Genomic DNA, 19,325 nt, shown 5'->3' on the forward strand with positions numbered 1-19,325 from the left:
CCGGTCCATCGTGCCTTCCGTAACCCCACAAACGCCAACCGGCCCCGACCCCCGCACCCGCGACGGCGGCGGCTCAGCGGCGGCGGTACATCAGGTCGGCGATCGGGCGTCCCGCCCGCAGCGCCCGCCGTTCGAACCGGGTCACCGGTCGGTGTGCCGGCCGGGGCGCGAACCCGTCGTGGAGGTTGACCAGGCCCGGGTCGGCGTCGAGCGTCACCCGCATCGACGCCGCGTACTCCGCCCAGTCGGTCGCGCAGTGCAGCGTGCCGCCCGGCGCCAACCGGGACCGCAGCACCGCCACGTGCGCGGGCTGGATCAGCCGCCGCTTGTGGTGCCGCGACTTCGGCCACGGATCCGGGAAGAACACGTGCACCGCGTCCAGCGAGTCGGTCGGCAGCAGGCGGAGAAGGTCCAGCGCGTCGCCCTCGGCGATCCGGAGATTGCCCAGCTCACGCTGGTGCACGAGGTCCAGGAGGTTCGCGATTCCCGGCGTGTGCACCTCGACCGCCAGATAGTCTCGATCCGGGTCGGCGGCGGCCATGTCGGCGGTCGTGTCGCCCATGCCGGACCCGATCTCGACCACCAGCGGTGCCCGCCGGCCGAAGAGGTCGACCGGGTCGAGTCGGTCGACGTCGGCCACCCGCAGGGCGTACCTCGGCCACAGATGCGTCAACGCCGCCGTCTGACGGTCGCTCATCCGGCCGCCACGCGGGTGGAAGGTGCGGATCGGTCGCGCCGGGTACGGCGGCGCGGACGCGGTGGGATGCGGGTCGGTGGAGGTCACAGCGAACCGAGCCTACGCGAGCTTCGCGCCGGATCGGATGTGAGGTACGACCGGGAGTGAGACCATCATCCCGTACGGCAGACCGGGTGTCCGCAGCGGCGCCCGGCGACTGCTCCGGCGCGCCGGGAGGGGGCATCGTGTCAGGGACGCGTATTCGTCGGGTGCCCTCGGTCGCCGCCCCGCTGCTGCTCGCCGCCGCTCTGCCTCTGCTCGCGGCCCTCCTCGTCGCACCGGTGCTGCCGGCCGGCCCCGCGCGGGCCGCCGCCCCACAGCCCGGCCCGAACGTCTTCGTCGAGGTCATGCCCAGCACCGTCGAACCGGGGCACCTGGTCGGCCTGCGGGCGAGCTGTCAGGACAACTCGGTCGGCGCGATCGTCGTCTCGGATGCCTTCGGCCGGGTCGCGGTGCAGCCGCAACGCGGCCTGCTGCACGGGACGGCCATGGTCAAGGACCGGGTGCTCCCCGGCAACTACCGGGTCAAGCTGGAGTGCCGGGGCGGCGAGACCGCGTCCACGATGGTCCAGGTGGTACGCCAGATGAAGCCCAGCCGAGGCCCGGCTACCGGATTCGGCGGCGGTGCCGGTGGGGTCGCCTCCGGTCTGCTGCTGCCCGGCGGGCTCGCGCTGACCGTCACCGGCATGGTCGTCTGGGTCGCCGCCACCCGTCGGCGCGGCGCGGGCGGGTGAGCCCGCCGTGCCCGCCCCTCGCGCGCCCCGACCCACCGGCTCCGGCGGTACGCCCCGAACCGGCCCTCCGTCGCCCGTCGCCGGTGCTCCGCGCAGCCGCCCGGTAGGCAGCCCGCCCCGTTTCGACCTCTTCGTGCCCGATCCGCCGCGTCCCGGCCCCCGCCCACCCACGGTCGCCTCACCCGGCACCTCTCGCCCCTCCGTGGCCGCCCCGCCGGGGACCCCGCACCCTGACGTGGCCGCCCCGCGTGGGACCGCGCACCCGGACGTGGACGCCGTGCCGGGGACGCTGTTCTCACCGACTGCCGCACCGCGCCGGCCGCGTCCGTGGGCACACCTTCCCGTCGACACCCCGCCGCCGGGTCCGGGCGTACCGCCGCCGGGCGTGCCACGGCCGGGTCCGGGCGTTCCACCGCCGGGGCGGGCGTACCCGACCGACCTGGACGGGCCGATCCCGCCGGATGTGGAGGGTCGGGCCCCGGTCGGCGCCGCCGCCCGCGTCCGGACCCGTCGCGTGGAACGGGTCGAGCGGTCCGGCCGTCGCCCGTGGTCGCTGCCGCTGGCCGTGGTGCTGGTGCTGGTCGGTGTCTTCGCCACCGGGGCCGGGTTGGGGCGGACCGCCGGTTCCCCGCTGGGCTGGGCCGCGACCGGCGGCGATCAGACGTCGGCCTCGGCACCCGTGGCGCGGACCGCGGCCCGACCGGTGAGCCTCTCGGTGCCCTCGATCGACGTCTCCGCCCCGGTGAAGCCGGTCGGCGACGCACCGGACGGCACGATCGGGGTGCCGCCGCTGAGCCGACACCAGGAGACCGGCTGGTACGACCGGGGGCCGGTCCCCGGCGACCCCGGCCCGGCGGTGATCGTCGGGCACGTGGACACCAAGAGCGGCCCCTCGGTCTTCTACGACCTGGGCAGGCTCCGGGTGGGCGACACGGTCGAGGTGAATCGGGAGGACGGCTCGGTGGCGGTCTTCACCGTGGACTCCGTCGAGCGCTTCCCCAAGGACCAGTTGCCGGCCGACCGCGTCTACGGTCACGACGGTCCACCGACTCTGCGGCTGATCACCTGCGGCGGCGAGTGGCTCGGTGGGCCGGACGGCTACGCCGACAACGTGATCGCCTTCGCCAGCCTCACCACCACCCGCCCCGCCTGACCACTGTGCCGGCGTCGTCGTCGGCGCGGCCCGACCCGGCCTCGCTCTCCCTCGGTGCCACGCGCCAGATAGCGGGCGGCTGCGGTCAGGAAACCTGCTGGACGACCTCGAACTCCAAGAGGCTGGCGCCGGAGGCGACCGGGGGACGCTGCTCGGCACCGGGCGGGGCGGCGTGGGCGGCACGGGCGGGACCGTTGGCCCAGTCTTGGTACGCCTGCTCGGTCTCCCACCGCGTGTACACGAAGTAGCGGCTCTCGCCGGCCACCGGGCGCAGCAGCTCGAAGCCGAGGAAACCGGGGGAGTTCTCCACGGCGCGGGCGCGGGCGGCGAAGCGCTTCTCCAGTTCCTCGCCGGCACCGGGTGGGACGTCGATCGCGTTGATCTTCACAACTGCCATGTCTTCACCCTAGACCTGGATAGCGCAGCAGATCTTGGTACTCGGATGCCCCACGAGGGGCCGTCGCGTACCAGGATCGGCGGGAGAGGTCGCCGGGCGGTGGGGGAGGTCAGAAGGACTCGACCGTCGGGACGAGGTCGACGTCGACCACGATCGGCGCGTGGTCGGAGGGACCCTTGCCCTTGCGGGCCTCCCGGTCCACGTACGCGGAGCGGACCGCACGGGCCACCGGCGCCGAGGCGTACACCAGGTCGATTCGCATGCCCTTGTTCTGGTGGAACATCCCGGCCCGGTAGTCCCAGTAGGTGTACGGGTGCGGCCCCTTCATCGGGGTCGGCACGACGTCGGTGAGACCGAGGTCCCGCAGCGCCGCCAGCGCGGCCCGCTCGGCGGGCGTGACGTGGGTGGAGGTCGCGAACAGGGCCGGGTCCCACACGTCCTCGTCGGTCGGGGCCACGTTGAAGTCGCCGCAGACCGCCAGCGCCGGCCCGCCGGTGAGTTCCGCGTCCAGCGCGTCCCGCAGCGCCGCCAGCCAGGCCAGCTTGTACGCGTAGTGCGGATCGTCGGTGGCGCGGCCGTTCGGCACGTACACCGACCAGACCCGCAGCCCGTCGCAGGTGGCGGCGACGGCGCGGGCCTCCGGGTCGGGGAACCCCGGTTCGCCGGGGAACCCGACCGTGACGTCGGCCAGCCCGACCCGGGACAGCACGGCCACGCCGTTCCACCGTCCGTCGCTGTGGCTGGCCACGGTGTAACCGAGTTCGCCCACCTCGGCGACGGGGAACGCGCCGTCGGGGCACTTGGTCTCCTGAAGGCAGACCACGTCCGGCCCGGTGCCGGCCAGCCAGTCCAGCAGTCGGGGCAGGCGGGCCTTCACCGAGTTGACGTTCCAGGTCGCCAGGCGCATGGTGCCAGCCTGCCGTATCCCGGCCCGGCCTGCCCGGTGTCGCCCGAGCCCGGCGGGTCGCGACGGGCGGTGTGCGGAGGCGATCTGTTAGGAGGGGACCCCTGCTATGCACGAGGCGTTAATAAGGTGCCCTTCCTTACACCTCCGGCGGGCGGGTCTGCTCGGCGAGGAAGCGTTCCAGTTCGGCGCCGAGTTCCTCCGCCGTGGGCAGCGGACCGTTCTCGGCGGCCAGCAGGTTCCGCTCACCCTTGCCCCGGGCGTACGCGTCGTACTGCTCCTCCAGGGCCTGCACCAACGCACTGGCCTCGTCGTTCTGCGCGACCTGCCGGTCGATCTCGACCCGGACCACCTCGGCGGCCGAGTGCAGCCCGTCGCGGGGCAGCAGCAGCCCGGTGCTGCGCGACACCGACGCCAGCAGCACCTCGGCGGCGGCCGGGTACTCGGCCTGTGCCACGTAGTGCGGCACGTGGGCGGCGAAGCCCAGCGCGTCGCGGCCCGCCTCACCGAGGCGGAACTCCAGCAGGTGCCCCACACTGCCGGGAACCTGCACCCGTTGCAGCCAGGGCTCGTAGCCGGCGATCAGGTCACGCCGGGTGGCGTGCGCGGTCACGCCGGTCGGACGGGTGTGCGGCACCGCCATCGGGATCGCGTTGAGCCCGACGGTGAGCCGGACGTCCAGCCGCTCACCCAGGCCCGCCACGGCGGCCACGAACCGCTCCCACTGCAGGTCCGGCTCGGGGCCGGTGAGCAGGAGGAACGGGGTTTCGTCGTCGTCGCGCAGCAGGTGCAGCTCCAACGCCGGGGCGTCGTAGCTCTCCCAGTGGTCCTCGACGAAGGTCATCACCGGTCGCCGGGAGCGGTAGTCGAACATCTGGTCGAGGTCGAACCGGGCGATCGGGCGGGCGTCCAGCGAGGTGAGCAACTGCTCGCGGGCCAGCCGGCTCGCGTTACCGGCGTCGACGAAGCCGGTGAGCGCCTGGATCAGGACCGGTTGGCCGAGGTCGGGCAGATCGTCGGTGAGTTCGTAGAGCTCGTGTGGGTCGAGCACCGGTGCGGCCTCCCTGGTGTGCGCGTCACGGGTCGCCGGGTTGGCGGCGTCCCGATCGCCAGAACGTACCCGTCATCCTGATGCATTCCTGTTGCGGCGGGCCGCTCGGCCCGGCATCGGTGTAGCAACAACCGGCGGGGGTACCGCGTTGCCGTCACGAGGTACACATGGATGAAAGTCACCGAAGGGAGAGCGATGAGCGATTCCGTCCCCGCCGACGGTCAGCCCGTCACCCCGGCGCCAGCCGGGCCGGCGTCCGCGGGCGAGGCCGTCGAGGCCCCGCCGGCCACGCTCTGGGACCGCATGCGCCAGGATCCGCAGTACGCGCCGGAGCACCTCGCCATCGAGGCGGTGCGCCGGCTCGGGCCGGAGGCGGCGCGGTGGGCCCGGCAGGCCCGCGCCGACCATCCGCGCCTCACCGAGGAGGCCCTGGCAGAGAAGGCGGTACGCCGCTTCGTCAACCGGGCGCGGCTCTCCGGTGCGGTCTCCGGTGCCGCCGGGCTGCCCGGCGCGGTGATCGACGTGGGGGTGCTGGCCTGGACCCAGGCGCGGATGGTGCTGCACATCGCCGCCGCGTACGGGGTGGACCCGACACATCCCGACCGTGCCGCCGACCTGCTGGTGCTGCAGAAGGTGCACAAGGTGGCGGCGAGTGCCCGGCTGGCACTGGGAGTGGCGGCCGGACGGGAACGGGCCGGTGCGTTGTTCGGCGGTGGTGGCGGGCAGCAGGCCCTGAGCCGGGTGATGCTGCGGCTGGGCGTACGGCTGGCCCAGATGGCCGGCGTACGTGCCGCGAAACGGCTCTTCGCCAAGGTGGTGCCCGGCGCTGCGGTCGTCCTCGGCACCTGGGCCAACTCCTCTGCCACCAAGGGGCTCGCCGAACGCTCGCGGGCCCTCTACCGCCGACCCGACGGCCCACCCATCCCGGCACCCCGTATCTCTCCCGAGTAGTCCGGCGGGCGAGCCGCCGACGGTCAGTCCGCGTAGCCGGAGGAACGCCACGTCACCTCGGCGAGGCGGGACTGGCCGTCGGTGTCGGGGTGGAAGTAGTCCAACCGGTTGACCAGATCCAGGTCGAAGCGGACCCGGTGCACCGCCCCACCGTCGTGGCGGCACCGGGAGCCGTACGCCCGGCAGGCCGCGCGGAGCTGGCTGTTGTAGGCGTCGATCCGCTCCCGGAACTCCGCCCGGCGGGCCCGGTCGGCGGGGGCGTCCGAGGTCGCGTCGGCCAGCAGCGCCGGGCAGACACCCCGCCGCCAGGCGCGGGCCGCCCGCGAGTCGTCGTGGCCGACCTCCCAGAGGCGGTACAGGTCCGGGATGCTGACGACCAGCACCCGCGCCTTCGGGCGGCCCTCGCGCAGCACCCGCAGCCCCCGGTCCACCTCGGCCCGGAACTCGGTCACCGGGGTCATCGCGTCGATCGTGCCCCGGCAGGCGTCGTTGGCGCCGATCAGCACCGTCACGTAGTCGGCGCGGTCGCGTACCGCCCGCTCGGCCTGCCCGGCCAGTGCGGCGGCCCGGGCGCCCGGACGGGCGTGGTTGTGGCCGCGCAGCCCGGGGTTGCGGTCCACCAGCCTGCGGAAGTGGCTCTCCACCCGCAGGCCGTCCCCGGTCGACCAGGAGTTGCGCTCGCATGAGGTCAAGACCAGGCAGGAGCCGAACCCGGTGGTGATCGAGTCGCCGAGCGCCGCGACGACCTTGGGTGCACCGGCCAGGGGTGTGCCGTCGCTCGGGCGTGGTGTCGGTTCCGCGCCGCCCTCGCAGGCGAGCGCGACCAGTGCGAGCAGGCTGACCACGGCGGTGGTCCAGCGTTTAGGCATGAGTTCCCCAGCCTCACAGCACAGAGCGACAGCAGGGTGACTCTACGCGTGGGGCCGGTGGTGCTCCCGTGTCGGTGTCGGAGATGCGGCAGAGAACTGTCGTGGACGAGGGTCGCGTGCTATGCCCGCCACGGGGCGCGGTGGCCGTGCAGCCACCAGTGCAGCGCCCGGGTGATCCGGGGCAGCACCAGATAGGTCATCAGCGGGGTCAGGGTGAGCGTCATGACCAGCACCCGGGCCGCGACCGGAAGGTCGGGCAGGAGATGTCCGGTGAGCAGCGTCGCCGACAGGCTGAGCGGGAAGAACGCCAGCCAGATGGTGATCGCCTGCTTCCAGCGGGGCGGCGAGGCGGGCACCGTCGGCGCCGCGTCGAGCACCTCCACGGTCTCCTCGCGGGGCGGGTCGAACCAGCCCTCGATGCCGGTCCGCCGCTCGACCCGGGTGTGCTCGACGATGCCCTGCGCCGAGGTCAACCACCAGTGCCGCTGAGGCGACTCCTCCCAGCGGCTCAGCGTGTCCGGATCGGCGAAGCGATAGAGCATGTGCCACTCGCCCGAGCCGGGTGCGCTGCGCACCCAACCGGCGCCGAGGAAACCCGGGAACACCTCGGCCAGCGCCGTCCCGGCCCGCATCCACGCCACCATCTCGTCGGTGCGGGCGGGGTCGGCACGTCGGGCCACGGCGACGGTCACCGGCGCGGCAGGGATCACGGTCATGCCCTCCATGTTCCTCGCGCCGACCCGGACCGGCCCCTCGACGGGCGGTCGATGTAACGCAACGCACCACCGGGCCCCGGCGACGACGGTTAGCCCCGGCACCGCCGGGTAGGTGGGGGCGATGACCAGATCACAGCCCCGACGCGCCCGAGGCACGGTCGGCCACGCGAACAGCGCGCTGAACCTGAGGCTCGTACTGGCGGGCTTCGGGCTCGTCTCCATGGTCGTCTTCGCGGTGCTGGCGTTCCGTGCCGATGTGGCCTGGTTGGGTGTCGTCTGCGTCGTTCTCGCGGTGATCGCCGTCGTCGACCTGGCCGTCATCCAACGTCGTCGTGCCGCCCGCCGTCGCGAGGAGCCCGGCGTACGGCACTCGCTCTTCGAGTGACGGGAGAAGCCCTGATGTCCATCGCCACCACCGACCCCCGGACCGGACAGGTGCTCAAGACGTACGAGGCGATGTCCGACGCGCAGGTCGACGCGGCGATAGAGCGGACCGACCTGGCGTACCGGGACCTGCGGTCCACCACGATCGCGCAGCGCGGGCGGTGGCTGGAGGCCGCGGCCGACCTGCTGGAGGCGGAACGCGACGAGATCGCCCGGCTGATGACCACCGAGATGGGCAAGACCTTCGCCTCGTCGAAGGCCGAGGTCACCAAGTGCGCCAGCGCCTGCCGGTTCTACGCCCGGCACGCCGCCGAGTTCCTGGCCGACCGCCCGGCCGACGCGTCGGCGGTCTCCGCGACCCGGGCGTTCGTCCGTTACCAGCCGATCGGGCCGGTGCTGGCGGTCATGCCGTGGAACTTCCCGCTCTGGCAGGTCGTCCGGTTCGCCGCACCGGCGTTGATGGCGGGCAACACCGGACTGCTCAAGCACGCCTCCAACGTGCCGCAGACCGCGCTGCTGCTGGAGAGCGTGTTCCGGCGGGCCGGTTTCCCCGAAGGAGCCTTCACCACACTGCTGGTCGGCTCCGACGCCGTCGACCGGATCCTGAGCGACCCCCGGGTCCGGGCCGCCACGCTCACCGGCAGCGAGCCCGCCGGCCGCTCGATCGCCCAGATCGCCGGCCGGGAACTCAAGAAGACCGTGCTGGAACTGGGTGGCAGTGACCCGTTCGTGGTGATGCCCTCGGCCGACGTGGAACTCGCCGCCGAGGTGGCCACCACCGCCCGCTGCCAGAACAACGGCCAGTCCTGCATCGCGGCCAAGCGGTTCATCGTGCACGCCGACGTGTACGACGCGTTCGCCGAGGCGTTCGCCCACCGGATGTCGGCCCTGCGGGTCGGCGACCCGATGGACGACGACACCGACGTCGGACCACTCGCCTCGGCACGGGGGCGCGACGAGGTCGACGCCCAGGTCCGCGACGCCGTCGACAAGGGAGCCACCGTGCTCTGCGGCGGCGAGAAGCCGGCCGGTGACGGCTGGTTCTATCCGCCGACCGTGGTCACCGACCTGCGGCCGGACATGCGCATGTGGAGCGAGGAGGTGTTCGGGCCGGTCGCCGGGCTGTACCGGGTCGCGTCGTACGACGAGGCGATCGAGGTGGCCAACGGCACCGCGTACGGGCTCGGGTCGAACGCCTGGACCCGTGACCCGCAGGAGCAGGAGCGCTTCGCCACCGACCTGGAGGCGGGAGCCGTCTTCGTCAACGGCATGACCACGTCGTACCCGGAGTTGCCCTTCGGTGGGGTGAAGAACTCGGGCTACGGACGGGAGTTGTCGGCGCAGGGCATGCACGAGTTCTGCAACGTCAAGACCGTCTGGGTGGGCGAGGGCGCGGCCACCGCCGGTGCGGGCGCCCACGCCGAGTAGTCGCCGGGCTCGCCGGGATGTAAGCAGGGGTCCCCTGCTATGCACCAGGCGTTAGCAGGGGACCCCTGCTTACATCCCGGCGAGCGTGGGTAGGGAAGGCCGGCATGACGGCGATCGGCTTCCACGCCTCCCACGAGCAGATCCACCCGCGCGCGCTGCTGGAAGCGGTGATCCATGCCGAGCAGGTCGGCTTCGACGCGGCCATGTGCTCCGACCATTTCGCGCCGTGGAGCGAGCGGCAGGGCCACTCCGGGTTCGCCTGGTCCTGGCTCGGCTCCGCGCTCCAGGCCACCGACCTCTCCTTCGGGGTCGTCAACGCGCCCGGGCAGCGCTACCACCCGGCGATCATCGCGCAGGCGATCGGCACCCTCGGCGCGATGTACCCGGGGCGGTTCTGGGCCGCCCTCGGTTCCGGCGAGGCCGCCAACGAACACATCACCGGCGAGGTCTGGCCGCGCAAGGACGTGCGTAACGCCCGGCTGCGCGAGTGCGTCGACGTCATCCGCGCACTGCTCGCCGGTGAGGAGGTCAGCCACGACGGCCTGGTACGCGTCGACCGCGCCCGACTGTGGAGCCGTCCCGAGCAGCCGCCCGCCCTGGTCGGCGCGGCGGTCAGCGTGGAGACCGCCCGCTGGTGCGCCGAGTGGGCGGACGGGCTGATCACCGTCAACGCCGCGCCCGAGCACCTGCGTCGCATGGTCGACGCGTACCGGGAGGCCGGCGGGCGCGGGCCGGTGCATCTCCAGGTGCACCTGAGCTGGGCGCCGGACCAGGCCGACGCCGAGGCGATCGCGTACGACCAGTGGCGCAGCAACGTCTTCGCGCCACCGGTCTGCTGGGACCTGGCCACCCCGGAACACTTCGACGTGGTCTCCGCCGAGGTGCCGATGAGCCGCCTCGCCGAGGTGGTCAACATCTCCGCCGACCTGGGTCGGCACGTGGGCTGGCTGGAGGAGTACATCGAGCTCGGGTTCGACCAGATCGCGCTGCACCACGTCGGGCAGGAGCAGCGTCCGTTCCTCGACGCGTTCGGTGAGCAGGTGCTGCCGAAGCTACGCGGCCGTAGCGGCTGACCAGCACTGTCCGCAGCCGGTCGGCCGTGGGGCCCGACCGGGACCTGACCTGACCCGGTCCGGACCCCGGGGACCCCGGGGCCGGCGACGGCTCAGTCGAGGCGGCGGGCCAGCACCTGTCCCGGCCACCGCGCGCCGTCCGGTCGGGGCACCGTGAACGGGTCGGTGGCGGTGAAACCCTGCCGCTCGTACCAGCGGACCAACGCGCCGTCGTCGCCCGCGTAGCAGTCCACCCGCAGCAGGTCCACGCCGCGGTCCCGGGCCAGCTCGGCGGCGTGCGTCAGCAGCCGGCCACCGATCCCGGCCCCGGCGTACGCCCGGTCGGTGACGAGCAGGTTCACGTACAGCTCCGGCTCGGTGGCGGGTGGTACGTACTCGGTGGCGGCGCCCACCACCAGCGCGCCGACCGGTTGTCCGGTGATCTCGGCCAGCCACAGTCCGCCGCCGCCGGCCCATCCGTCGGCCTGGGCGATCCGGCGCGGATCGGTCGAGGCCGGCGCGGTACCCCACTGCCCGGTACGCCCCCGTTCCGCCAACCACGCGATGGCCACGTCGAGCAGCCGCAGCACGCTGTCCCGATCCGCCACCCCGCCCCGCCGCACCACGATCTCCGTCATACCGGCCATGCTGCCACGCGACGATCAAGAAGTTCGGGTCCCGATCCACGCTGGATCGGGACCCGAACTTCTTGATCAACGAGGCGAGGCGGGCGAGACGAGAGGGGGCCGGGTGGGGGGCCGGTCGCCGACGGCCCCCCACCCGGGGTTCAGGAGACGGTGCAGGGAGAGCCGTTGACGGTGACCAGGCCGGGGTTGGGGTTGGCCCCCGGCCCGGTGGTGGCGTTGAAGCCGAAGGTCACCGTGCCACCCGGGTTGATCCGGGCGTTGTACGACTCGTTCTTGGCGGTCACCGTGGCGCCGGCCTGCGTCACCTTCGCCGTCCAGGCCTCCCGGACCTTGGCGTCGCCGGTGAAGGCGAAGCGGGCGGTCCAGCCGTTCACCGCGCTGGTGCCGGTGTTGCGGATGGCCACCTGGGCGGTGAAGCCGGTGCCGCCCTGCCAGGAGCCGTAGTTGGTGTACGACACCGAGCACGTCGGCGCCGGTACGGCCGAGGCGTCCCCCTGGTCGGCCAGGAACGAGGAGATCCAGGTCAGCGCCGAGTTCCAGTTGATGGCGACCTCGTTGGTGGAGTACGAGGCGATGTCGTCGACGAAGCAGAACATCGGTGCGCACCCGGCCAGCAGTTGCTCCACGAACGGGTCCTGGAGGGCGGCGTTCGGGCCGCCGGCCAGCGAACCGACCGGGGGCTTGGGCATGGACGGGTCCAGTTGGTGGCCGAAGATGCGGCTGTGCTGGTTCTCCGCCGCGTGCTCGCCCCACCCGGTCACGTACGAGATGTTCAGCGCGTTGCGGCCGAAGATGTAGTCCATCGCCTGCACCGCACCGTCGCGGTACTTCGCCTCGCGGGTCAGGTCGAACGCGGTGGCCAGCACGACCGCGTTGTTGATCACGTTGCCGTTGCCGCCCCAGAAGTAGCTGCCGGCGTCACCGGGCATGGGCAGCCCGTACGCCTGCCGCTGGATCTCGGCGAGGTAGCCGTCGGCGGCGGTGGTGACCGAGGCGCGAACCCGGGCCAGGTCGGCGGCGGGCAGCCCGTTCGGCACGGTGGCCAGGTCGAGGCGACCCAGCGCGGCGACGCTCTGCCAGCCGAAGCCCCGGACGTCGAAGACGTCACCGGTGTGGTGCGCAGACGCGGTCAGGTCGGTCAGGTACGCCCGCTCGCCGGTGGTCAGGTACAGCTCGGCGGCGGCCCAGTAGAACTCGTCGGTGACGTTGCTGTCGTCGTACGCGCCGCCGCCGTTGCCGTCGGTCGGGCTGGCGTACCGGGTCGGGTTGGCCTTGGCCGCCGCGTACGCGGTCTTGGCGGCGGTGCCGCAGCGCTGGGCGAACGCCGCGTCGTACGGGGCGAACAGTCGGGCGCACTGCGCGGCCACGGCGGCCAGGTTGAGCGTGGCGGCGGTGGACGGCGGGTGCAGTTCACGCGGCTCCGGGTCGTCCTCGGGCTGCAACGGCAGGCCGGTCCAGTTCCGGTCGTGGATCTTGTGGTGGACCATCCCGGCCAGCGGCTTACCGGCCGGCACCTGCATCCGCAGCAGGAACTCCAGCTCCCAGCGGGCCTCGTCGAGGATGTCGGGCACCCCGTTGTCGCGCTCCGGCACCCGCAGCGTGCTGTCGCCGAGGGCGGCACCGAAACCGGCGGTGGCGGCGTTCTTGGTCCGCTCGAAGGTGCTGAGCAACTGGTAGGTGGCGATGCCGCCGTTCACGACGTACTTGCCGTGGTCACCGGCGTCGTACCAGCCGCCGCGCACGTCGAGCCGGTAGTCGCAGACACCGGCCTGACACGGCACGTCGGTGTCGCCCTGGTTCGGGGCGACGCCCAGGTGACCGGCCGGCCGGGCGTACTCCTCGCCGACCAGATCGCCGTCGATGGCGATGCCGCTGCGCTGGATGTAGAAGAACTGCAACGCGTCGGAGCGCAGTCGCTCGTAGAGCGCGCCGGAGATGTCGAACGGGTGGCTCACCTCGCCGTCCACGGCGAGCGTCAGGCCCTGCCCGGGGGTGCGGTAGCCGGAGAAGTCGACGGAGTGCACGTTCTGGTCCGACGCCGCGTCGACACCGCGCGGGGTGGTGGTGCCGCTGGCGACCACACTGCCGGAGGCGGCACGCAACTGCCAGGGCAGGGCCTCGGTGGCGTCGGTGACGACCGTGGCGTTCTTGGGGCCGCCGGGCAGGTAGCCGACCTGGTTGACGCGGACCCGGGGGCCGGTGTCCGGCACGTACGGCTCGGGCGGGTTGCCGCCGCGCAGCGAGACGTTGTCCAGGCAGACGGTCTGGCCCTCGGCGGCGCCGCCGACCTGGAAGATGAGCTGGGCGCGCTCGTCGTCCTCGGGCGCCACGAAGGTCCGCTCGACCCGCTGCTGGGTGGGGGTGGCGGCGGCGGTGACCGAGTAGTAGCCGGTGTAGGGGGCGTTACCCAGTTGCAGCACGGCGGTCACGGCGCTGCCGGGGGTGGCGGTGACGTCGAAGCCGAGGGTGTACTCGGCGCCGGCGACCAGCGCCACCGCGTCCTGGCCGATGCCGGCGTCCCAGGGGTTGGCCAGCCCACCGGCGACGGTGGTGCAGAGTTGGCCGTCGGTCACGCCGAGCGGACCGGTGCCGAAGGAGAACCACGGCGACACGCCGGTGCTGAAATCGCCGTTCGTGATCTGTTCGGGGGCCTCGGCCGGGGGATCGGCGTGGGCGGTGCCGGCGCTCACAGCGGCCAGCGCCACGGTGGTCGCCGCGGCGAGCGCCGCGAGGCGACGTCGGGATGGCGTCACGGATATTCCTTCCGACGAACGGGACGGAATGGTGGTGTGCGTATGCGGGAAACCTGGGAGCGCTCCCAGGTATCGGGCATGTTTCCAGGGTGGACGGGGCGATGTCAATCGATCCTGTCCGATGGGCTCGGAGGTCGTCGGCCAGTGAGATTCGCCGCGCCACGCCCGGCCGTCCTGATCTCCTAGAGACAACGGAGGCCTTCTCCTGGCAGGCTGCGTCCCATGACCCTGAAGCTGCGTTCCGCGGGGGCGAGCGACCGTGGGCTGATCCGCAGCGGCAACCAGGACGCGTTGCACGCCGGGACCTGGCTGGTGGCCGTCGCCGACGGCATGGGCGGGATGGCTGCGGGCGACCTGGCCAGCGCCATCGCCATCGAGGCGGTGGCGCCGCTGGACGTGGAGATACCCGAGCACGCGCTCGTCGCCGCGTTGCAGGACGGCATCCAGTCGGCCACCACCCGGATCCGGCAGGCGGTGGCCGAGGACCCGCAGCGGCAGGGGATGGGTACGACGCTGACCGCGCTGCTCTTCGCGCGTACCGGGAGCTGCCTGGCGCTGGCCCACGTGGGCGACTCCCGGGCGTACCTGTTCCGCGACGGCGTGCTCAAGCAGATCACCCGGGACGACACGTTCGTGCAGATGCTCGTCGACCAGGGGGTGATCACACCGGACCAGGCCGGCAGCCATCCCCGTCGGGCCGTGGTCACCCAGGCCCTGCAGGGCGACGAGGTCTCCCCGACCTACGCCACGATGCTGCCCCGACACGGCGACCGCTGGCTGCTGTGCAGCGACGGACTGTCCAACGTCGTCCGTGCCGAGACCCTGGCCGAGGTGCTCCCGGCCCACCCGGACCGGGAGGTGTGCGCCCGCAAGCTCATCGACCTGGCGTTGCGCGCCGGCGGCCCGGACAACATCACCGTGGTCATCGCGGACATCGTCGACGAGCCCTGACGCGCAGCCGCACCCCGACCCGGTCGCCGCGTCCAGCCGACGGGTGGGCGCGGCGGTTGCCGGGTGTTAGGAAGGGTCCCCTGCTATGCACCAGGCGTTAGCAGGGGACCCTTCCTTTCACGTCAGCCGCGTCCGGCGCGGCGGGTGGGTGCGGCCGTGGTCGGGTCCTCCGGCCAGGGATGCCGGGGATACCGCCCGCGCAGTTCGGCGCGCACCTGCCGGTAGCCGGTGCGCCAGAACGAGGCCAGGTCGGCGGTGACCGCCACCGGCCGGCCCGCCGGTGAGAGCAGGTGCAGCAGCACCGGCACCCGACCGCCGCCGACGCGAGGTGCCTGCGCCCAGCCGAAGGTCTCCTGGAGCCGGACCGCCAGCACCGGCGCGGCCGGGTCGGCGTAGTCCACCCGGATCCGGGAGCCGCTCGGCACGGCGATCCGCTCGGGTGCCAGCTCGTCCAACCGTCCCGCGAGTGACCAGGGCAGCAGCCGGCGCAGCGCACCGGCCACCTCGATCCGGGCCAGGTCGGCCCGGCGCCGGGCACCGGCCAGCTCGGGCCCCAGCCAGTTCGGCGCGCCGGCCAGCAGCGCCTCGTCGGTGACGTCCGGCCACTCGTCGCCGAGCGCGTGTCGGCAGAACGCCATCCGGTCGCGCAGCGTCCGCGCCGCCGGCGTCCAGGTCAGCAGGTCGAGGCCGACGTCCCGCAACCCGGCCAGCAGGGCGGCGGCGACCTCCGCCGGTCCGGGCCGGGACAGCGGCTGGTCGACCAGCTCGATGGCGCCCAGGCGGACCACCTCCCGGGCCACCACGTCCCCGCCCGACCAGCCGACCTCCCGGTCGGTCCGCAGCAGCACCGCACCGACCTCGCGGGCGGTCGCCTCGTCCAGCACCGCCGCCCGCCGGATTCGCGCGGCCGGAGCACCGGGCGCCCGGTCCGCCACCGCGACGGCCAGCCAGCCGGCGCCGGCCAGCGACGACCCCGGTGCCAGCTCCGCCGCAGTCCCGCCACTCATCAGGTACGCCGAGCCGCCCGCCCGGCGTACCCGGCCCAACCGTTCCGGGTACGCCAACCCGACCAGCAACCCGGCGGCCAGATCGTCGGGCAGGGCCTTCCCGGCGGGGTCCTCGGCGGTGCCGGCCGGCAGGGCGGTACGCAGTCGGCGTACCTCGGTCCGCCAGCGGGCGGTGGCACCCGGCTCGACGCCGTCGCGCAGTCGACGCCAGGCGGCAGCGAGGTCGTCCCCGGCACCGGCGACGGACTCCTCGGCGAGCAGTGCGACCACCTCGGCGGCGCGCCGGGCGCCCACCCGGGCGGCACCGTCGAGCAGGGCCCGGGCCAGCCGGGGATGCGCCCCGGTGGCGGCGATCGCGCGTCCCCGCGCGGTGATCCGGCCGTCCGGGTCGAGGGCCCCGAGCGTGCCCAGCGTCTCCCGGGCCACCGTCATCGCCGCCACCGGGGGCGGATCCGGCAGCGCGAGTCCGGTGCCGTCCGGTGTGCCCCAGGCGGCCAGGTCGAGGGCGAAGCCGGTGAGGTCGGCGGTGGCGATCTCCGGTTCCGGTTGGGCCGCCAGCCGCTCGTGGGTCGCCGGTGACCAGCAGCGGTAGACGTGCCCCGGTGCCTCGCGACCGGCCCGTCCGGCCCGCTGGGTGGCCCCGGCCCGGGACACCGCCACGGTGACCAGCGCGCCCAGTCCCCGGGCCAGATCCAGCCGGGCGACCCGGGACAGGCCGGCGTCCACCACGGTCCGTACCCCCGGCACGGTCAGGCCGCTCTCGGCCACGGCGGTGGCCAGCACCACCCGTCGTCGCGGTCCCGGACGCAGCGCCGCGTCCTGTTCGGCGCCGTCCTGGCGGCCGTGCAACCGGAGCACGTCGACCTGGTCGCGCAGGGCGGCCAAGCGGCCCGCGACGGCCGCTATCTCGCCCACACCGGGCAGGAAGACGAGCAGGTCGCCGTCCTGTTCGTCGAGTGCCCGCCGGACGGTGGCGGCGACGTGGTCGAGCAGCGCCCGGTCGACCGGCCCGGCGCCGGGCGGCGGTACCGGCCGGACCGGCGGCGCCCAGACCCGGGTCACCGGGTGCAGCGCCGAGGCGGCCCGCACCACCGGCGCGGGCGTGGCACCGCCGAGCAGGGCGGCGAAGCGGTCCGCCTCCGGCGTGGCCGACATCGCCAGCAGCCACAGGTCCGGTCGCAGCGCGGCCCGGGACTCCATGCTGAAGGCGAGCGCGAGATCGGCGTCGAGCTGTCGTTCGTGGACCTCGTCGAGCAGCACCGCACCGACGCCGGCCAGCTCCGGGTCGTGCTGCAACCGGCGGACCAGCAGCCCGGTGGTGACCACCTCGACCCGGGTCCGTGGACCGACGCGGCGGTCGCCGCGCACGGCGTAGCCGACCCGGTCGCCGACCCGCTCGCCGAGCAGCGTCGCCATCCGCCGGGCGGCAGCGCGGGCGGCCACCCGCCGGGGCTGGGCGACGATCACGCGGCCGGCGACCGCCTCGGCCACCGCGAGCGGGGCGAGCGTGGTCTTGCCGGTGCCCGGCGGGGCGACCAGGATCGCGGTCCCCGCCGCGCGCAGCGCCGACACCAGCGCCGGCAACGCCGGACGGACCGGCAGGTCGAGGGGTACGTCGGAGAGCACGGCCCAGTCTCGCACCGGCTCTCGGCCCATGGCCGACGTGCCTGTTCCGTGCTCGGCCGAAGGGGCGGTGGACTCAGCCGGTGCGGACCGCGTCGACGCCGGTGACGAAGGCGTGCCAGGCCGACGACGGGAAGGTCAGCACAGGGCCGGGGCGGTCCTTGCTGTCCCGTACCGCCACCCGACCGTCGACGACGGCGACCTCGACGCAGTTGCCGTTTCCCACGCTGCGCGTACTGGTGCGCCAGTTAGCCCGGGACAGGTCGAGCGCGGTCATCGCGATCCCTTCGTCGATACCGACTGTGACCGCGCCGAACGGTCACGTAAAGTAACGAGAAGCTTCCTTCAGGCGCACCAAAGACGCCGCTGGATCAAGCGCCAGACGTCGCAGCCTCTCGTGCACAAGGCTATACGAGCGCACCTGCGCGACCTCTTCCAGTGCCAGGCCTGTCGAGAGGTTTTCCAGGTAAACCACGGCTGCGTCGGCCGCGTCGGCAAACGTGAGGATCACGTACGGCGAGTTCATCGCCGGGTGGCCGCCGGCCGCGAATGGAAGTACCTGGATGGTGACGTTCGGTAGCTGTGCGGTGGTTTCCAGGTGGGCGAGTTGCGCCGCCATCACGGCCCGTTCGCTCACGGGGCGTAGTAGTGCCGCCTCGTTCAGCACCACCGACAACTCGGCCGGCTCGTCGCTGCGCAGTACGTCCTGTCGGCGCAGTCGGGCGGCCACCTTGCGGTCGATGTCGTCCTCGCCCGCGGTGAGCCGATAGACCTCCCGGGCGTACGCCTCGGTCTGCAGTAGCCCCGGCACCGCCTCCGCCTCGTACGTGCGCAGGGTGGCCGCCTCGGCCTCCAGTCCGACGTAGAACTCGAACCACTCCGGCAGCACGTCGCTGTAGTGCTGCCACCAGCCCCGTTGCTGGGCGCCCCGGGCGATCTCGATGAGCGCCTCGGCGTCGTTCCCGGTCACCTGGTACAGCGCCAGTGCGGCCCGGACGTCTCGCGGCTTGATGCCGATCTGGGCGTTCTCGATGCGGGACAGGTTGCTCTTGGACATGTCCAGTTGCCGGGCGGCGACGTCCAGGGTCATGCCGGCGCGTTCGCGCAACTGGCGGAGTTCCCGGGCGATGCGGCGGCGGCGAACGGTGGGGCTCGCGGTCACCCTCCGAGTCTGTCACGGGAAAATTCGCAGGTCGCGCCAGCACGGAGTGCAACTGCCGAAAACGGGAGTTGCGTTGCAGTTGCGCTCGGTGCATTCTTGCCTGCGGTTAGCGATCACTATGGACGGCCGGCCAGGGGGGACGAGTGCTCATCGCCGACGAGTTCTTCCTGATCGCCCACAACGACACCCGGGGCAAGGCCAAGCTGCATCCGGCCGCCACCAGCCTCGGCCTGGCCGCCGGCCTGCTCGGCGAGCTGGTCCTCTATGGACACGTGACGGTCGCGGCCGGACAGGTCACCGTGGTCGACCGGCGTCCACCGGCCGACGCGCTGGCGCACACCGTGCTCGACCAGTTGATCGGCGAGCAACAGCACCAGGCGGTGCGGACCTGGCTCAGTTTCCTCGCCCAGACGGCGGTGACCTCGGTGGGGGAGCGGCTGGCGCGGGCCGGGGTGCTGCGCCGCCAGGAGACGCGTCGACTGCTGCGGACCAGCGTCACGTACGTGCCGACGGACCTCAACGTCGCGGCCTGGCCCGCCACCCGGCTGCGCGCCGCGCTGGAACGCGCGGACCCGCCCCACGTGCCCGACGCGCTGCTGCTCGGGCTGGTCGCGGCCGCCGGGCTGACCCGTGAGGTGTTGTGGAGCGCCGGTCCGCGCGCCCACCACCGGCTCAACCTGATCATTCCGGCCCTGCCGGCTCCGCTGAAGGAACTCGTCGGACAGACCGAGGCCGCCGTGGGCGCGGCCGTGCTGCGCGGTCTCCCCTGAGGCGGTAACAGCCCTTCCCCTCCCTGACATCCGGAGC

At 73.3% G+C, this 19,325-nt stretch carries 19 protein-coding genes; 8 read left to right on the forward strand and 11 right to left on the reverse strand.

The genetic code is table 11. The annotated features are described in order from the left end of the window. Positions 1-73 precede the first annotated feature (73 nt). Positions 74-784, reverse strand: coding sequence for a tRNA (guanosine(46)-N7)-methyltransferase TrmB (trmB, locus tag ABZ738_RS11935; protein ID WP_357212644.1), 711 nt, complete (start codon positions 782-784; stop codon positions 74-76). A 134-nt stretch (positions 785-918) separates the two neighbouring features. Here trmB and ABZ738_RS11940 point away from each other — a divergent pair, with 134 nt between their 5' ends. Both ABZ738_RS11940 and ABZ738_RS11945 read left to right on the forward strand, forming a co-directional pair. Further along, positions 919-1,470: a hypothetical protein gene (locus tag ABZ738_RS11940; RefSeq protein ID WP_357212748.1), complete on the forward strand. Its 552-nt coding sequence runs from the start codon at positions 919-921 to the stop codon at positions 1,468-1,470. A gap of 514 nt (positions 1,471-1,984) precedes the next feature. Continuing rightward, complete coding sequence (locus ABZ738_RS11945; RefSeq protein WP_176095720.1) at positions 1,985-2,623, forward strand: class F sortase; 639 nt, start codon at positions 1,985-1,987, stop codon at positions 2,621-2,623. 85 nt (positions 2,624-2,708) lie between these two features. On the opposite strand, the gene ABZ738_RS11950 is transcribed toward ABZ738_RS11945, so the two are convergent. From ABZ738_RS11950 to ABZ738_RS11960, 3 genes are all read right to left on the reverse strand, one after another. Beyond that, positions 2,709-3,020: an antibiotic biosynthesis monooxygenase gene (locus tag ABZ738_RS11950; RefSeq protein ID WP_357212646.1), complete on the reverse strand. Its 312-nt coding sequence runs from the start codon at positions 3,018-3,020 to the stop codon at positions 2,709-2,711. 109 nt (positions 3,021-3,129) lie between these two features. Continuing rightward, positions 3,130-3,927 (reverse strand): exodeoxyribonuclease III, encoded by a 798-nt coding sequence (locus tag ABZ738_RS11955; protein WP_131056326.1) that lies wholly within the window; start codon positions 3,925-3,927, stop codon positions 3,130-3,132. Between the two features lie 136 nt (positions 3,928-4,063). Next, positions 4,064-4,975 carry a PAC2 family protein gene (locus ABZ738_RS11960; protein ID WP_131056328.1) on the reverse strand — a complete coding sequence of 304 codons (912 nt, stop codon included), beginning with the start codon at positions 4,973-4,975 and terminating at the stop codon, positions 4,064-4,066. Between the two features lie 195 nt (positions 4,976-5,170). Here ABZ738_RS11960 and ABZ738_RS11965 point away from each other — a divergent pair, with 195 nt between their 5' ends. Continuing rightward, positions 5,171-5,926, forward strand: a complete 756-nt coding sequence (locus tag ABZ738_RS11965; RefSeq protein WP_131056330.1) for an EcsC family protein — start codon at positions 5,171-5,173, stop codon at positions 5,924-5,926. A gap of 23 nt (positions 5,927-5,949) precedes the next feature. On the opposite strand, the gene ABZ738_RS11970 is transcribed toward ABZ738_RS11965, so the two are convergent. Together ABZ738_RS11970 and ABZ738_RS11975 are read right to left on the reverse strand one after the other, a co-directional pair. Then, the gene (locus ABZ738_RS11970; RefSeq protein ID WP_357212648.1) at positions 5,950-6,795 is read right to left on the reverse strand and encodes a GDSL-type esterase/lipase family protein; all 846 of its coding nucleotides are present in this window, start codon (positions 6,793-6,795) and stop codon (positions 5,950-5,952) included. 119 nt (positions 6,796-6,914) lie between these two features. Beyond that, positions 6,915-7,511 (reverse strand): antibiotic biosynthesis monooxygenase, encoded by a 597-nt coding sequence (locus tag ABZ738_RS11975; RefSeq protein WP_131054577.1) that lies wholly within the window; start codon positions 7,509-7,511, stop codon positions 6,915-6,917. Positions 7,512-7,632: 121 nt separating this feature from the next. Here ABZ738_RS11975 and ABZ738_RS11980 point away from each other — a divergent pair, with 121 nt between their 5' ends. From ABZ738_RS11980 to ABZ738_RS11990, 3 genes are all read left to right on the forward strand, one after another. Then, positions 7,633-7,896, forward strand: a complete 264-nt coding sequence (locus ABZ738_RS11980; RefSeq protein ID WP_131054576.1) for a DUF6343 family protein — start codon at positions 7,633-7,635, stop codon at positions 7,894-7,896. Positions 7,897-7,910: 14 nt separating this feature from the next. Continuing rightward, entirely contained in the window at positions 7,911-9,323 is a 1,413-nt protein-coding gene (locus ABZ738_RS11985) for an NADP-dependent succinic semialdehyde dehydrogenase (RefSeq protein ID WP_131054575.1), read from the forward strand. 104 nt (positions 9,324-9,427) lie between these two features. Next, a complete protein-coding gene (locus tag ABZ738_RS11990) occupies positions 9,428-10,396 on the forward strand; it encodes a TIGR03885 family FMN-dependent LLM class oxidoreductase (protein WP_131054574.1) in 969 nt (322 codons plus the stop codon). Between the two features lie 92 nt (positions 10,397-10,488). Here the strand turns inward: ABZ738_RS11990 and ABZ738_RS11995 are convergent, their stop codons facing one another. Next, positions 10,489-11,013, reverse strand: coding sequence for a GNAT family N-acetyltransferase (locus tag ABZ738_RS11995; RefSeq protein WP_131054573.1), 525 nt, complete (start codon positions 11,011-11,013; stop codon positions 10,489-10,491). A gap of 149 nt (positions 11,014-11,162) precedes the next feature. Next, positions 11,163-13,775: a glycoside hydrolase family 9 protein gene (locus tag ABZ738_RS12000; RefSeq protein ID WP_131054572.1), complete on the reverse strand. Its 2,613-nt coding sequence runs from the start codon at positions 13,773-13,775 to the stop codon at positions 11,163-11,165. A gap of 222 nt (positions 13,776-13,997) precedes the next feature. Between ABZ738_RS12000 and ABZ738_RS12005 the strand changes: the two genes are divergently transcribed. Continuing rightward, on the forward strand, positions 13,998-14,726 hold the full coding sequence (locus tag ABZ738_RS12005; protein ID WP_131054571.1) for a protein phosphatase 2C domain-containing protein: 729 nt from the start codon (positions 13,998-14,000) through the stop codon (positions 14,724-14,726). A 122-nt stretch (positions 14,727-14,848) separates the two neighbouring features. Here the strand turns inward: ABZ738_RS12005 and hrpB are convergent, their stop codons facing one another. The 3 genes from hrpB to ABZ738_RS12020 form a co-directional block, all read right to left on the reverse strand. Beyond that, on the reverse strand, positions 14,849-17,359 hold the full coding sequence (hrpB, locus tag ABZ738_RS12010; protein ID WP_357212752.1) for an ATP-dependent helicase HrpB: 2,511 nt from the start codon (positions 17,357-17,359) through the stop codon (positions 14,849-14,851). Between the two features lie 73 nt (positions 17,360-17,432). Further along, on the reverse strand, positions 17,433-17,633 hold the full coding sequence (locus ABZ738_RS12015; RefSeq protein ID WP_131052411.1) for a DUF397 domain-containing protein: 201 nt from the start codon (positions 17,631-17,633) through the stop codon (positions 17,433-17,435). A gap of 42 nt (positions 17,634-17,675) precedes the next feature. Beyond that, the gene (locus ABZ738_RS12020) at positions 17,676-18,518 is read right to left on the reverse strand and encodes a helix-turn-helix transcriptional regulator (protein ID WP_131052410.1); all 843 of its coding nucleotides are present in this window, start codon (positions 18,516-18,518) and stop codon (positions 17,676-17,678) included. Positions 18,519-18,661: 143 nt separating this feature from the next. Here ABZ738_RS12020 and ABZ738_RS12025 point away from each other — a divergent pair, with 143 nt between their 5' ends. Beyond that, positions 18,662-19,288, forward strand: coding sequence for a GPP34 family phosphoprotein (locus ABZ738_RS12025; RefSeq protein ID WP_131052409.1), 627 nt, complete (start codon positions 18,662-18,664; stop codon positions 19,286-19,288). Positions 19,289-19,325: the final 37 nt, after the last annotated feature.

It is taken from the genome of Micromonospora sp. NPDC047793, assembly GCF_040642635.1.
GTDB lineage: Bacteria > Actinomycetota > Actinomycetes > Mycobacteriales > Micromonosporaceae > Micromonospora.